Origin of the sequence: Streptococcus oralis subsp. dentisani (genome assembly GCF_003944205.1) — a bacterium.
GTDB classification, from domain to species: Bacteria; Bacillota; Bacilli; order Lactobacillales; family Streptococcaceae; genus Streptococcus; species Streptococcus oralis_BH.
Genome location: NZ_RJPH01000009.1, coordinates 13169 through 27032 on the forward strand (window position 1 = coordinate 13169; position 13864 = coordinate 27032).

General features: G+C 42.9%; 15 protein-coding genes. All 15 read left to right on the forward strand.

Features of this window, described 5'->3' with window-relative positions:
* Positions 1-220: 220 nt before the first annotated feature.
* The 15 genes from D8805_RS06905 (at position 221) to purN (ending at position 13847) form a co-directional block, all read left to right on the forward strand.
* Complete coding sequence (locus tag D8805_RS06905) at positions 221-364, forward strand: class IIb bacteriocin, lactobin A/cerein 7B family (RefSeq protein ID WP_038806548.1); 144 nt, start codon at positions 221-223, stop codon at positions 362-364.
* 15 nt (positions 365-379) lie between these two features.
* Complete coding sequence (locus tag D8805_RS06910) at positions 380-538, forward strand: class IIb bacteriocin, lactobin A/cerein 7B family (RefSeq protein ID WP_038804301.1); 159 nt, start codon at positions 380-382, stop codon at positions 536-538.
* 13 nt (positions 539-551) lie between these two features.
* Complete coding sequence (locus tag D8805_RS10150; protein WP_185755597.1) at positions 552-728, forward strand: hypothetical protein; 177 nt, start codon at positions 552-554, stop codon at positions 726-728.
* A gap of 191 nt (positions 729-919) precedes the next feature.
* Positions 920-1075, forward strand: coding sequence for a hypothetical protein (locus D8805_RS10155; RefSeq protein WP_185755596.1), 156 nt, complete (start codon positions 920-922; stop codon positions 1073-1075).
* 38 nt (positions 1076-1113) lie between these two features.
* Positions 1114-1335 (forward strand): bacteriocin immunity protein, encoded by a 222-nt coding sequence (locus D8805_RS10280; protein ID WP_125416428.1) that lies wholly within the window; start codon positions 1114-1116, stop codon positions 1333-1335.
* 71 nt (positions 1336-1406) lie between these two features.
* Complete coding sequence (locus tag D8805_RS06920) at positions 1407-1595, forward strand: hypothetical protein (RefSeq protein ID WP_000808741.1); 189 nt, start codon at positions 1407-1409, stop codon at positions 1593-1595.
* A gap of 24 nt (positions 1596-1619) precedes the next feature.
* Complete coding sequence (locus D8805_RS06925; protein WP_000869802.1) at positions 1620-1829, forward strand: hypothetical protein; 210 nt, start codon at positions 1620-1622, stop codon at positions 1827-1829.
* A gap of 324 nt (positions 1830-2153) precedes the next feature.
* The gene (locus tag D8805_RS10285) at positions 2154-2348 is read left to right on the forward strand and encodes a hypothetical protein (RefSeq protein ID WP_125416430.1); all 195 of its coding nucleotides are present in this window, start codon (positions 2154-2156) and stop codon (positions 2346-2348) included.
* Between the two features lie 165 nt (positions 2349-2513).
* Positions 2514-4667 (forward strand): peptide cleavage/export ABC transporter ComA, encoded by a 2154-nt coding sequence (comA, locus tag D8805_RS06940; protein WP_125416432.1) that lies wholly within the window; start codon positions 2514-2516, stop codon positions 4665-4667.
* A 12-nt stretch (positions 4668-4679) separates the two neighbouring features.
* A complete protein-coding gene (gene comB / locus D8805_RS06945; RefSeq protein WP_125416434.1) occupies positions 4680-6029 on the forward strand; it encodes a competence pheromone export protein ComB in 1350 nt (449 codons plus the stop codon).
* Between the two features lie 167 nt (positions 6030-6196).
* A complete protein-coding gene (gene purC / locus D8805_RS06950) occupies positions 6197-6904 on the forward strand; it encodes a phosphoribosylaminoimidazolesuccinocarboxamide synthase (protein WP_038804295.1) in 708 nt (235 codons plus the stop codon).
* A 66-nt stretch (positions 6905-6970) separates the two neighbouring features.
* On the forward strand, positions 6971-10696 hold the full coding sequence (locus D8805_RS06955; RefSeq protein ID WP_125416436.1) for a phosphoribosylformylglycinamidine synthase: 3726 nt from the start codon (positions 6971-6973) through the stop codon (positions 10694-10696).
* 93 nt (positions 10697-10789) lie between these two features.
* Positions 10790-12232 carry an amidophosphoribosyltransferase gene (purF, locus tag D8805_RS06960; RefSeq protein WP_125416438.1) on the forward strand — a complete coding sequence of 481 codons (1443 nt, stop codon included), beginning with the start codon at positions 10790-10792 and terminating at the stop codon, positions 12230-12232.
* 44 nt (positions 12233-12276) lie between these two features.
* Positions 12277-13299: a phosphoribosylformylglycinamidine cyclo-ligase gene (purM, locus tag D8805_RS06965; protein WP_125416440.1), complete on the forward strand. Its 1023-nt coding sequence runs from the start codon at positions 12277-12279 to the stop codon at positions 13297-13299.
* Positions 13296-13847 (forward strand): phosphoribosylglycinamide formyltransferase, encoded by a 552-nt coding sequence (gene purN, locus D8805_RS06970; RefSeq protein WP_125416442.1) that lies wholly within the window; start codon positions 13296-13298, stop codon positions 13845-13847. Before purM ends, purN begins: the two co-directional genes overlap by 4 nt.
* Positions 13848-13864: the final 17 nt, after the last annotated feature.

A 13864-nucleotide genomic window follows, 5' to 3' on the forward strand; every position in this document is an offset into this window, starting at 1 on the left:
AACGTTTATGTACGTGACCGGTTTTTATCCGTGGTTCATTAAGTGGTTTTTAAAATAAAAATGAATGAATTGTTCATTTTCGAATTGTTTTTCGAATAGATAGGTAAGAAGAAAAGGAAGGAGAGAAAAAATGATTTCAGTTATTTTTCCAATCTGGATTTTAAAATGGTTTAAAGCCTAGAAACCGTAAACTAAAAAATAGAAATAAAGGAGGAAAAAGATGGCAAATTTTGACAAAATGGAACAAAACTTTGTAGCTCTTACAGAAGAAGAGTTGATGGATGTGGATGGGGGTTCTGTTACTGCTGTGGTAGTAGGAGGTATCTTACTTATTGGCGGTATTGCTTGGGGATACTTTATGTGATAATAGGAGGATAAAATGAATATGAATAATTTAAATAATTGGACAGAGTTGACAGAAGACGAATTGATGAATACTGATGGAGGCGTGATCACAATAGCTACGATTGGTATTGGAGTGACTATTTTCCTTGGCGGTAGATTAATCGGGCAAGATTTAAAACGTAGGTTTGGATAAAAAGTGATTAGGTATGAAAAATCGAAAAAATTTAATAGGCGTACTTTTAATCATTTTTGGAGCACTCTGTGTGCTGGGTGATTTAAATGTAATTCCCTTTAAAGTTGATCAGTATGTAGGCTCAGAATTATGGATTCCAATCCTTATTTTAATGATGAGTTATTTGGATTCAGGTAAAGACAAGGTTTAAAGAGAACTATTGTTAGTGTGTGGCAAATACTATTGAATAGTCATCTTTTAGTTACTACCAATAAAAAATGGAGAAATAAATGAAGATTTCAGAAGAATTTGCAGTAATTATTATATCAGCTTCAGGAATAGTAGGGCTTTTGGTTGGAGTAGCTATTGGATTAGCCAGTATTATTTAAAAAGGAGAGAGAAATGAAAAAAATGGATGAAAAATTCGATATCATGACAGAAGCAGACTTATCTGTTACTGAGGGAGGCTTCATTGTTACTACTTCCACAGCAATAGCTTGGGGTGTATTAGGAGTAGCTTCTTATATGTATGGGCGTTATCTAGGAAGTAGACGCTAAGCTAAAAATTTGGGATAAAGTATGTAGGGAAATTAACCATGAATCACAACCTTAATCTCAATACATTGTTACCTAAACTAGCCACTATAGTTCCTTTGTTGGCAATAGCTCTTAATCTCGCGCTCCATGTGATTCGTACAGGTTCATTAGTATCCTTTGATTGGCAATGGACTTTAGTTGGCTTGCTTGCTTCGGGCTATTTTGGTATTTTTTGCAAAGATTTGTCAAAAGATAATCAAAACTATAAAAGATCAATCTGAATGAAAAGGATTTTGTGCATGTGAATGGCGGAGTTTTTCCGCCTTTCTTATCAGGTAAATAGGAGTCTACCATGAAACAATTCTTATTAGGATTTGCTGAGGGGTATTTTATCGTATCGCTTATTATCTACATCGTAACGTATTTGATTTTGAAAAATCCGATCAATACCCTATTTTATCCAGAAACCTATCCGATTCTGCTTGGGTTGTTTTATGTAGGATACAAGTACAAAACAAAAGAAAGCAAGATTGGAAATTGATGGACTATCAGATTGGAGTTTGGGATGAAAGTTGTTCAATTACTACGCAAAGCTTGGCTAGAGACCACTGTATTATTTAGCTCGATGGCTTATCTAATTATTAGAATCGTAGCTGATGTAAACAAAATAAATCTACCTACATGGTTTGAATATTTTGATATACCTACGATTTCATTATTCTTGATGACCTTTATCTTACTTTATAGAAGTGAAGAAAAAGATAACAAACGATGACAACATGAGTCTGATCTCTGTAGCTCCAGCATAAAATAAATCTTGGAGTGTTAGACCAATGAACCATAATCTGCATTTAGTGAGGAAGGTGTCCGTATGTTAAAAAAGAAGTGATCTTATTAGGGGGTCTTCTACTAGTACGCATTGTACTTTCTATCCTTCAAGTTTTAATGGACTATAGGCTATTACCAGGGAAGTATAGTGTAAATTTCATGGAAGTCTCAGACTTATTCTCTTATCCCCTACTTCTTTTAATCATTTACATAGCGGTAAAATACCATACTATTCTCAAAAGAGAAAGTAAAGAAAGTAATGAGAACCGAAATGAATAAGATTTTAAAATCCTTCATTGTATTTATTTTTCTATTTTTAATGAATATTCTCATCTTTACGATACTAGCAACTCTTGGATTTCAGGTGACAATGAGTGAAAGTAGTTATCTGGTACCACCTGTGTTTTCGTTTATCGTTTTATACACCATTCACAAAAGAAGTGGGAAAGGTAAGAAATCTTTGTAATTGAATGATCTAGGCAGGACACTTGTTCTGCCTATTTGCTTTGACTAAAAGTGCTGTTCAGGTATGAATATTGTTTTTTCAGAAATAATTTTCCGATTTCTTCTTCGTTTGGTTAAAATAATCTTACAAAGTTTTTAAGAGATTGTTAGAAAAAAGGAGATGGATATGAAATTTGGGAAAAGACACTATCGTCCTCAGGTGGATCAGATGGACTGCGGTGTAGCTTCATTAGCCATGGTCTTTGGCTACTACGGCAGTTATTACTCCTTGGCTCATCTACGAGAGTTGGCCAAGACGACCATGGATGGGACGACGGCTTTGGGCTTGGTCAAGGTGGCAGAGGAGATTGGCTTTGAGACGCGAGCGATCAAGGCGGATATGACGCTCTTTGACTTGCCAGATTTGACCTTTCCTTTTGTGGCTCATGTGCTCAAGGAAGGCAAATTGCTCCACTATTATGTGGTGATAGGTCAGGATAAGAAGACCATCCATATCGCTGATCCAGATCCTGGTGTCAAGCTGACCAAGATTTCCCGTGAGCGATTTGCGCAAGAGTGGACAGGGGTCAGTCTCTTTATGGCGCCATCTCCAGACTATAAACCTCATAAGGAGAAAAAACAGGGGCTCCTATCTTTCTTGCCCATCTTACTCAAACAGCGTGGCTTAATTACCAATATCGTCCTAGCGACACTCTTGGTAACCCTGATTAACATTGTAGGTTCTTATTATCTGCAGTCCATCATTGATAGTTACGTGCCAGACCAGATGCGATCGACGCTGGGTATTATCTCTATTGGGCTGGTCATCGTCTATATCCTCCAGCAGATTTTGTCCTACGCGCAGGAGTACCTCTTGCTGGTTCTTGGGCAACGCCTGTCAATTGATGTGATTTTGTCCTATATCAAGCATGTTTTTCACCTGCCAATGTCCTTTTTCGCGACACGCAGGACAGGAGAAATCGTGTCTCGTTTTACAGATGCCAACAGTATCATTGACGCGCTAGCGTCGACCATTTTGTCTATCTTTTTGGATGTGTCGACGATTTTGATTATCTCGCTGGTCTTGTTTTCACAAAATATGACACTCTTTTTCATTAGTCTGCTTGCCCTTCCCATCTATACGGTGATTATCTTTGCCTTTATGAAACCTTTTGAAAAGATGAATCGGGATACCATGGAAGCCAATGCGGTTCTGTCTTCTTCTATCATCGAGGACATCAACGGTATTGAGACCATTAAGTCTTTGACCAGTGAAAGTTCACGCTATCAAAAGATTGATAAGGAATTTGTAGTTTATCTGAAAAAATCCTTTACCTATAGTCGGGCAGAAAGCCAGCAAAAGGCACTGAAAAAAGTTGCCCAGCTCCTGCTCAATGTTGCCGTTCTCTGGATGGGAGCAGTTCTTGTCATGGATGGGAAAATGAGTTTGGGCCAACTGATTACCTATAATACTTTGCTTGTTTACTTTACCAATCCTTTGGAAAATATCATCAACCTACAAACCAAACTTCAGACAGCGCAGGTTGCCAATAATCGCTTAAATGAGGTTTATCTAGTAGCTTCGGAGTTTGAGGAGAAGAAAACGGTAGAAGATCTGAGCATGATGAAGGGAGAGATGACCTTCAAGCAGGTTCACTATAAGTATGGCTATGGTCGTGACGTCTTGTCGGATATCAATTTGACCATTCCGAAAGGATCTAAGATGGCTTTCGTGGGGATTTCAGGGTCGGGAAAGACCACCTTGGCCAAGATGATGGTTAATTTTTACGATCCAAGTCAGGGAGAGATTAGTCTGGGTGGTGTCAATCTCAATCAGATTGATAAAAAAGCTTTGCGCCAGTACATTAACTATCTGCCTCAACAGCCTTATGTCTTTAACGGGACGATTTTGGAGAATCTTCTCCTTGGAGCCAAGGAGGGGACGACACAGGAGGATGTTCTGCGAGCAGTCGAGTTAGCTGAGATTCGGGAAGATATTGAGCGCATGCCACTGAATTACCAGACAGAGTTGACTTCGGACGGAGCTGGAATTTCTGGCGGACAACGGCAGCGAATCGCTTTGGCGCGTGCTCTCTTGACGGATGCACCTGTCTTGATCTTGGATGAGGCAACTAGCAGTCTGGATATTTTGACAGAGAAGCGGATCGTGGATAATCTCATGGCTTTGGACAAGACCTTGATTTTCATCGCCCACCGCTTGACCATTGCTGAGCGGACAGAGAAAGTTGTTGTCTTGGATCAGGGCAAGATTGTCGAAGAAGGTACCCATGCAGACTTGCTTGCTCGAGGTGGATTTTACGCTCATTTGGTCAATAGCTAGAAAGAGGAGAAGATGAAACCAGAATTTTTAGAAAGTGCGGAGTTTTACCATCGTCGTTACCATAATTTTTCCAGTCGGGTGATTGTACCCATGTTTCTTCTGCTCGTGTTTTTACTTGGCTTTGCAGTTTATGCAGAGAAGGAGATTAGTTTGTCTACCCGAGCTACTGTCGAACCTAGTCGGATCATTGCCAACATCCAGTCGACTAGCAATCAACGCATCGTGGCCAATTATCTAGAAGAAAACAAACTAGTCAAGCAGGGAGATCTACTGGTTCAGTACCAGCAAGGGGCGGAAGCTGTTCAGGTTGAAGCATACACCAGTCAGTTGGAGATGTTTAAGGATCAAAAAAAGCAGTTGGGTTATTTGCAATCCAGTTTGAAAGAGGGGAGTGATCAATTTCCAGAGGCGGATAAGTTTGGTTATCAGGAGATGTTTCGAGACTATCTCAGCCAAGCTAGTAGTCTTAGGAGTAATGTTTCTCAGCAAAATGCCAGCATCTCCTCACAGAATGCGGCAGCAAGTCAGAGTCAGTCCGAGATTGGCAATCTTATCAGACAAACACAGGATAAAATCCGAGACTACAACACAGCTAAGTCAGCGATTGAAAAGGGAGATCAACTGGATAGTCAGAATCCAGCCTACTCTTTTTACCAGACCTATAAAAACCAAGCTGGAGAAGATCCGCAAGCTAAATCGCAAGTTATTGCACAGGTGGATGCTCAAATTGCCCAGCTAGAGTCTAGTTTAGCTACTTATCGTGTACAGTATGCGGGATCTGGAGCTCAACAAGCCTACGCAAGTGGACTGGATAGTCAGCTTGAATCCCTTAAGTCCCAGCACCTAGTCAAAGTCGGTCAGGAATTAACCCTTTTGGATCAGAAAATTTTAGAAGCGGAGTCGGGTAAGAAAGTCCAAGGAGGTCTCCTAGATAAGGGGAAGATTACAGCAAGCGAGGATGGGGTACTTCACCTTAATCCTGAGACCAGTGATTCTACCATGGTTGCAGAAGGAACCCTGCTAGCCCAACTCTACCCGGCCTTGGAACGAGAAAGAAAAACCAAACTCACAGCTTATCTCAGTTCAAAAGATGTTGCAAGACTTAAGGTAGGTGATTCTATCCGTTTTACTACAAACAAGGATGCCAACAAAGAGCTCGTTCTTGTTTCTGCGATTACGAATATTGATGCGACAGCTACCAAGACTGAAAAGGGAAATTTCTTTAAAATAGAGGCAGAGACAAGTCTGGCTCCTGAACAGGCAGAAAAACTTCGCTACGGTTCAGAAGGACGTTTGACACTAATCACAGGAAAGAAGAGTTATTTGCGCTATTATTGGGATCAATTTTTGAATAGAGAATAATGTTTGTCTTTAACGCAATATTATACTTTTAAAACTGTAAAATGTTTCGATTTTACAGTTTTTCTTAATGTTAAAAAGAGCTACCTTCGCCGTCGTTCGCAAATTCTTGCTATTTCCGTTATTTTGTAGTAGAATGAAGTAAAGAAATATGAAAGGCGAACTTTAAAATGTCAAAAGAATTGATCTATTCGGGAAAAGCCAAGGATATCTATACAACTGAGGATGAAAATCTCATTATTTCAACTTACAAGGACCAGGCGACTGCTTTCAACGGTGTCAAGAAGGAGCAGATTGCGGGCAAGGGAGTTTTAAATAATCAGATTTCATCTTTTATTTTTGAAAAGTTGAATGCTGCTGGTGTAGCGACTCACTTTGTGGAGAAACTTTCGGATACGGAACAGCTCAATAAAAAGGTTGAGATTATTCCTTTGGAAGTTGTGCTCCGCAACTACACGGCTGGATCCTTTTCAAAACGTTTTGGCGTTGATGAGGGCATCGCATTTGAGACTCCGATTGTCGAATTTTACTATAAAAATGATGATTTGGATGATCCGTTTATCAATGATGAGCATGTGAAATTCCTAAAGATTGCAGATGACCAGCAGATTGCTTACTTGAAGGAAGAAACCCGTCGTATCAATGAACTTTTAAAGGCTTGGTTTGCTGAGATTGGACTTAAATTGATTGACTTTAAGCTAGAGTTCGGTTTTGACAAGGATGGTAAGATTATCTTGGCAGACGAATTTTCACCAGATAACTGCCGTTTGTGGGACGCAGATGGCAACCACATGGACAAGGATGTTTTCCGTAGGGGGCTAGGTGAATTAACAGACGTTTATGAGATCGTCTGGGAGAAGTTGCAAGGATTGAAATAATCGGTTTGCAAGACTCTCAAGGTCGTTGGGAACATTGCAAGAGCTGAAATAAAGGAATAAGAATTGATGGATAAACGTATTTTTGTTGAGAAAAAGGCTGATTTTCAGGTCAAGTCAGAGAGTTTGGTAAGGGAGCTCCAGCACAACTTGGGACTTTCAACCTTAAAAAGTATTCGCATTGTGCAGGTTTATGATGTCTTTGATTTGGCAGAGAACTTGTTTGCACCTGCGGAAAAACACATCTTCTCTGAGCAGGTGACGGATCATGTCTTGGACGAAGCGGCCGTGCAAGCGGATCTTGCCAACTATGCTTTCTTTGCCATTGAAAGCCTGCCTGGTCAATTTGACCAGCGTGCAGTTTCTTCACAGGAAGCCTTGCTTTTACTGGGAAGTTCAAGTGATGTAACAGTCAACACAGCCCAGCTTTATCTGGTCAATAAAGATATTGATGCGACTGAGTTAGAGGCGGTCAAGAACTACTTGCTCAATCCAGTTGATTCTCGTTTCAAGGACATCACGACAGGGATTGCCAAGCAGGAATTTTCAGAGTCGGACAAGACCATTCCTAAATTGACTTTCTTTGAAAGCTATACAGCAGACAACTTTGCTCGCTACAAGGCCGAGCAAGGGATGGCCATGGAAGTGGATGATTTGCTCTTTATCCAAGACTATTTCAAATCAATCGGGCGCGTGCCGACGGAGACGGAACTCAAGGTTTTGGACACTTACTGGTCTGACCACTGCCGTCACACGACTTTTGAGACCGAGTTGAAACACATTGATTTCTCAGCTTCTAAATTCCAAAAGCAATTGCAAGCGACTTATGACAAGTATATTGCCATGCGTGAGGAACTAGGTCGGTCTGAAAAGCCACAAACCTTGATGGATATGGCAACTATTTTCGGTCGTTATGAGCGTGCTAATGGTCGTTTGGACGATATGGAAGTGTCTGACGAAATCAATGCATGCTCGGTTGAAATTGAAGTGGACGTTGATGGTGTCAAGGAACCTTGGCTCCTCATGTTTAAAAACGAAACCCACAATCACCCAACGGAGATTGAGCCATTTGGTGGTGCTGCTACCTGTATCGGTGGGGCTATTCGTGACCCATTGTCAGGCCGTTCCTACGTTTACCAAGCTATGCGTATCTCAGGTGCTGGTGATATTACAGCTCCGATTTCAGAAACGCGTGCTGGGAAATTGCCACAACAAGTCATTTCTAAAACAGCGGCTCACGGTTATTCTTCATATGGTAACCAGATTGGGCTTGCGACGACTTACGTTCGTGAATACTTCCACCCAGGATTTGTAGCTAAACGCATGGAGCTAGGTGCAGTTGTTGGTGCGGCTCCTAAGGGCAATGTTGTCCGTGAAAAACCGGAAGCCGGTGACGTGATTATCTTGCTCGGTGGTAAGACTGGGCGTGATGGTGTCGGTGGTGCGACAGGGTCTTCCAAGGTTCAAACGGTTGAGTCTGTAGAGACTGCTGGTGCTGAGGTTCAAAAAGGGAATGCCATCGAAGAACGCAAGATTCAACGTCTTTTCCGTAATGGCGATGTCACTCGTCTTATCAAGAAATCCAACGACTTTGGTGCTGGTGGTGTCTGTGTGGCTATCGGTGAATTGGCAGATGGTCTTGAAATCGACCTTAATAAAGTGCCTCTTAAATACCAAGGTTTGAACGGTACAGAAATTGCCATTTCTGAATCACAGGAACGGATGGCAGTTGTGGTGCGTCCTGAAGACGTAGATGCCTTCGTTGCGGAATGTAATAAAGAAAATATTGACGCTGTTGTTGTGGCAACAGTGACTGAAAAACCAAATCTTGTCATGCACTGGAATGGTGAAATCATTGTCGACTTGGAACGTCGTTTCCTTGATACAAACGGTGTGCGCGTAGTCGTTGATGCCAAGGTTGTGGACAAGGATGCCAAACTTCCAGAAGAACGCACAACCAATGCTGACACACTTGAAGCAGATACCCTTGCAGTTCTGTCTGACCTCAACCATGCGAGTCAAAAAGGCTTGCAAACCATCTTTGACTGTTCGGTCGGTCGTTCTACAGTCAATCACCCACTTGGCGGTCGCTACCAACTCACACCAACTGAGGCTTCTGTGCAGAAATTACCAGTTCAACACGGTGTGACTCATACTGCGTCAGTCATGGCGCAAGGATTTAACCCTTATGTGGCAGAATGGTCTCCATACCACGGTGCTGCTTATGCGGTTATCGAAGCAACTGCTCGTTTGGTGGCTACTGGTGCAAACTGGTCCAAGGCTCGTTTCTCTTACCAAGAGTATTTTGAGCGCATGGACAAGCAAGCTGAGCGTTTTGGTCAGCCAGTAGCGGCTCTTCTAGGCTCTATCGAAGCACAAATCCAACTTGGCTTGCCATCTATCGGTGGGAAGGACTCTATGTCTGGTACCTTTGAAGAATTGACCGTACCGCCAACCTTGGTTGCCTTTGGGGTGACGACGGCAGATAGCCGTAAGGTCCTCTCTCCTGAGTTCAAGAATGTTGGTGAAAACATCTACTACATTCCAGGTCAAGCCTTGGCACAAGAGATTGATTTTGACTTGATCAAGCAAAACTTTGCTCAGTTTGAAGCCATCCAAGCTGGCCATAAAGTAACATCTGCATCAGCTGTCAAATACGGCGGTGTCATTGAAAGCTTAGCTCTTGCTATCTTTGGGAATCATATCGGTGCAGAGGTAACCTTGACTGAACTTGAAACGGCATTAACAGCTCAGCTAGGCGGATTTGTCTTCACCTCTCCTGAAGAAATTGCTGGAGTGGAGAAAATCGGTCAAACGACATCAGACTTTACACTCCTTGTCAACAGTGTGAAGCTAGATGGACACAAGCTTGACAGTGCTTTCCAAGGAAAACTGGAAGAAGTTTATCCAACAGAATTTGCCCAAGCTACAGAATTGGAAGAAGTTCCAGCTGTCGCTTCTACCGCAGTCATCAAAGCTAAAGAAATTATTGAAAAACCAGTGGTTTACATCCCAGTCTTCCCAGGAACCAACTCAGAATATGATTCAGCCAAGGCCTTCGAAAAAGAAGGAGCAGAGGTCAACTTGGTGCCATTCGTGACCCTGAATGAAGAAGCCATTGTCAAGTCAGTTGAAACCATGGTTGACAATATCGGCAAGGCTAACATCCTCTTCTTTGCAGGTGGTTTCTCAGCTGCGGACGAGCCAGATGGATCAGCTAAATTTATTGTCAATATCCTGCTCAATGAAAAAGTGCGTGCAGCCATTGATAGTTTTATCGCTCGTGGTGGCTTGATTATCGGTATCTGTAATGGATTCCAAGCCTTGGTCAAATCAGGTCTTCTTCCATACGGGAACTTCGAGGATGCCAGCAGTACTAGTCCAACCCTTTTCTACAATGATGCCAACCAGCACGTGGCCAAGATGGTGGAAACTCGGATTGCCAATACCAATTCGCCATGGTTGGCTGGCGTGCAAGTGGGTGATATCCATGCTATCCCTGTTTCGCACGGTGAAGGGAAATTTGTCGTGACGGCTGAAGAATTCGCGGAGCTCCGTGACAATGGTCAAATTTTCAGTCAATACGTTGACTTTGACGGCAAACCAAGTATGGATTCTAAGTACAATCCGAATGGTTCGGTAAATGCTATCGAAGGAATTACCAGCAAGAATGGTCAAATCATCGGTAAAATGGGACACTCAGAACGTTATGAAGATGGTCTTTTCCAAAACATCCCAGGAAATAAAGACCAGCACCTGTTCGCATCAGCTGTTCAATACTTTACTGGAAAGTAAGATTTGCAGATTTTCTAATAGATAGTATCAGTAATGTAAAAGTCAAGTAGATCTAGCTCTTGGTGCTACACAAATAAAAATTAGGTATAAAAAATGACATACGAAGTAAAATCTCTTAATGAAGAATGTGGTGTTTTCGGTATCTGGGGGCATCCAGATGCCGCTAAAATGACCTATTTTGGGCTCCACAGTCTTCAGCACCGTGGTCAGGAGGGGGCAGGAATCCTCTCCAATGACCAAGGACAATTGAAGCGCCATCGTGATATGGGGCTTTTGTCAGAAGTATTCAGAAACCCGGCTAATTTGGATAAATTGACAGGATCTGCTGCTATTGGACATGTGCGTTATGCGACTGCAGGAGAAGCTTCTGCGGATAATATCCAGCCTTTCATTTTTCGCTTTCATGATATGCAGTTTGGGCTGGCTCACAATGGGAACCTGACCAATGCAGAATCTCTTAAGAAAGAATTGGAACAAAGAGGTGCTATTTTCAGCTCAACCTCTGATTCAGAAATCTTAGCTCATTTGATTCGTCGGAGTCACAATCCTAGTTTGATGGGCAAAATCAAGGAAGCGCTCAGTCTTGTTAAAGGTGGCTTTGCTTATATCTTGTTGTTTGAAGATAAGTTGATTGCGGCCCTTGACCCTAATGGCTTCCGTCCGCTTTCGATTGGGAAAATGACCAACGGAGCGGTAGTGGTTTCCTCAGAAACCTGTGCTTTTGAAGTTATTGGTGCTGAGTGGATTCGAGATTTGAAGCCTGGAGAGATTGTGATCATTGATGATAAGGGCATCCAGTATGATAGCTATACAGATGATACACAGTTGGCGATTTGCTCTATGGAGTATATCTATTTTGCTCGCCCTGATTCTAATATCCACGGTGTCAATGTCCATACAGCTCGCAAACGTATGGGGGCTCAATTGGCGCGTGAATTTAAGCACGAAGCGGATATCGTGGTCGGTGTGCCAAATTCCTCACTCAGCGCAGCTATGGGATTTGCGGAGGAGTCTGGTCTGCCAAATGAAATGGGTCTCATCAAGAACCAATACACGCAACGCACCTTTATCCAACCGACTCAAGAATTGCGGGAGCAAGGGGTACGGATGAAACTGTCTGCCGTTTCGGGTGTTGTCAAAGGCAAACGTGTGGTTATGATTGATGATTCCATTGTTCGTGGGACAACCTCTCGCCGTATCGTTCAGCTTTTGAAAGAAGCAGGTGCTTCTGAGGTTCACGTTGCTATTGGAAGTCCTGCGCTAGCTTATCCATGTTTCTACGGGATTGATATCCAGACGCGTCAGGAGCTGATTGCGGCTAATCATACGGTCGAAGAAACCTGCCAAATCATTGGTGCGGATAGCCTGACCTATCTTTCTGTTGAAGGTTTGATTGATTCGATTGGTATTGAAACAGATGCGCCGAACGGTGGTCTCTGTGTCGCTTACTTTGACGGTGACTACCCAACTCCTCTCTACGACTATGAGGAAGAATATCGAAGAAGTTTGGGTGACAAGATCAGTTTTTACAAATAGACGGATAAAGACTCTCCATTAAATGAAAGGAAGAGGAGACAAAGATGACAAATAAAAATGCTTATGCCCAGTCGGGTGTGGATGTTGAAGCGGGTTATGAAGTTGTTGAACGAATTAAAAAGCATGTAGCTCGTACGGAGCGTGCAGGTGTTATGGGAGCTCTAGGTGGTTTCGGTGGCATGTTTGACCTTTCAAAAACAGGTGTCAAAGAGCCGGTCTTGATCTCAGGGACTGATGGTGTCGGAACCAAGCTCATGCTGGCCATCAAGTACGATAAGCACGATACAATCGGTCAGGACTGTGTGGCCATGTGTGTCAATGATATCATCGCTGCAGGTGCGGAGCCTCTTTACTTCCTTGACTACGTCGCGACTGGCAAGAATGAACCAGCTAAACTAGAACAAGTCGTTGCTGGTGTGGCAGAAGGTTGTGTGCAGGCAGGCGCTGCTCTCATCGGTGGAGAAACGGCTGAAATGCCTGGTATGTATGGCGCAGATGACTACGATCTGGCTGGTTTTGCGGTCGGCGTGGCTGAAAAATCTCAAATCATAGACGGCTCAAAAGTAGCTGAAGGTGATGTTCTTCTCGGGCTTGCTTCGAGTGGTATTCACTCAAATGGTTACTCACTCGTGCGTCGTGTTTTTACCGACTACACAGGTGAGGAAGTCTTGCCAGAATTGGAAGGAAAGAAACTTAAGGAAGTCCTTCTTGAGCCGACTCGTATCTATGTCAAGGCTGTCTTGCCACTCATCAAGGAAGGGTTGGTCAACGGCATTGCCCACATCACGGGTGGTGGCTTTATCGAAAATGTTCCTCGTATGTTTGCCGATGACCTAGCTGCTGAGATTGAGGAAAGCAAAGTTCCAGTGCTTCCGATTTTCAAAGCCCTTGAAAAATACGGTCAGATCAAACACGAAGAAATGTTTGAAATCTTCAATATGGGTGTGGGGCTTATGTTTGCAGTTAGCCCTGAAAATGTAGGTCGTATTAAGGAATTACTGGATGAACCAGTCTATGAAATTGGTCGCATCGTCAAGAAAGAAAACGAAAGTGTCATCATCAAATGAAAAAAATAGCGGTTTTTGCCTCTGGTAATGGCTCAAATTTTCAGGTGATTGCCGAAGAATTTCCAGTGGAGTTTGTCTTTTCAGACCATCGTGATGCCTATGTGCTCGAGCGTGCAGAAAAGCTCGGCGTCCTGTCCTATGCTTTTGAACTCAAGGAGTTTGAGAACAAGGCGGACTACGAAGCTGCTCTTGTCGAACTCTTGGAAGAACACCAGATTGACTTGGTTTGCCTCGCTGGCTACATGAAAATCGTTGGGCCAACCTTACTTGGAGCCTACGAGGGGCGTATTATCAATATCCATCCAGCCTACCTGCCCGAATTTCCAGGAGCTCATGGGATTGAGGATGCTTGGGATGCTGGGGTTACTGAGAGTGGCGTGACCATTCACTGGGTGGATTCAGGTGTAGATACTGGAAAGATTATCAAGCAGGTCCGTGTGCCACGGCTAGATGATGATACTATCGAAAGCTTCGAAGCTCGTATTCATGAGGCTGAGTACAAGTTGTATCCAGAGGTGCTGGATAGCTTGGGAGTGGAGAGAAGGTAAGAAGTAAATCAAGTTTT

Bases quoted from the DNA above. Each gene is read 5' to 3' on its own strand.
- D8805_RS06905 (WP_038806548.1), top strand. From the start codon at position 221: ATGGCAAATTTTGACAAAATGGAACAAAACTTTGTAGCTCTTACAGAA.
- D8805_RS06910 (WP_038804301.1), top strand. From the start codon at position 380: ATGAATATGAATAATTTAAATAATTGGACAGAGTTGACAGAAGACGAA.
- D8805_RS10150 (WP_185755597.1), top strand. From the start codon at position 552: ATGAAAAATCGAAAAAATTTAATAGGCGTACTTTTAATCATTTTTGGA.
- D8805_RS10155 (WP_185755596.1), top strand. From the start codon at position 920: ATGAAAAAAATGGATGAAAAATTCGATATCATGACAGAAGCAGACTTA.
- D8805_RS10280 (WP_125416428.1), top strand. From the start codon at position 1,114: ATGAATCACAACCTTAATCTCAATACATTGTTACCTAAACTAGCCACT.
- D8805_RS06920 (WP_000808741.1), top strand. From the start codon at position 1,407: ATGAAACAATTCTTATTAGGATTTGCTGAGGGGTATTTTATCGTATCG.
- D8805_RS06925 (WP_000869802.1), top strand. From the start codon at position 1,620: ATGAAAGTTGTTCAATTACTACGCAAAGCTTGGCTAGAGACCACTGTA.
- D8805_RS10285 (WP_125416430.1), top strand. From the start codon at position 2,154: ATGAATAAGATTTTAAAATCCTTCATTGTATTTATTTTTCTATTTTTA.
- comA (WP_125416432.1), top strand. From the start codon at position 2,514: ATGAAATTTGGGAAAAGACACTATCGTCCTCAGGTGGATCAGATGGAC.
- comB (WP_125416434.1), top strand. From the start codon at position 4,680: ATGAAACCAGAATTTTTAGAAAGTGCGGAGTTTTACCATCGTCGTTAC.
- purC (WP_038804295.1), top strand. From the start codon at position 6,197: ATGTCAAAAGAATTGATCTATTCGGGAAAAGCCAAGGATATCTATACA.
- D8805_RS06955 (WP_125416436.1), top strand. From the start codon at position 6,971: ATGGATAAACGTATTTTTGTTGAGAAAAAGGCTGATTTTCAGGTCAAG.
- purF (WP_125416438.1), top strand. From the start codon at position 10,790: ATGACATACGAAGTAAAATCTCTTAATGAAGAATGTGGTGTTTTCGGT.
- purM (WP_125416440.1), top strand. From the start codon at position 12,277: ATGACAAATAAAAATGCTTATGCCCAGTCGGGTGTGGATGTTGAAGCG.
- purN (WP_125416442.1), top strand. From the start codon at position 13,296: ATGAAAAAAATAGCGGTTTTTGCCTCTGGTAATGGCTCAAATTTTCAG.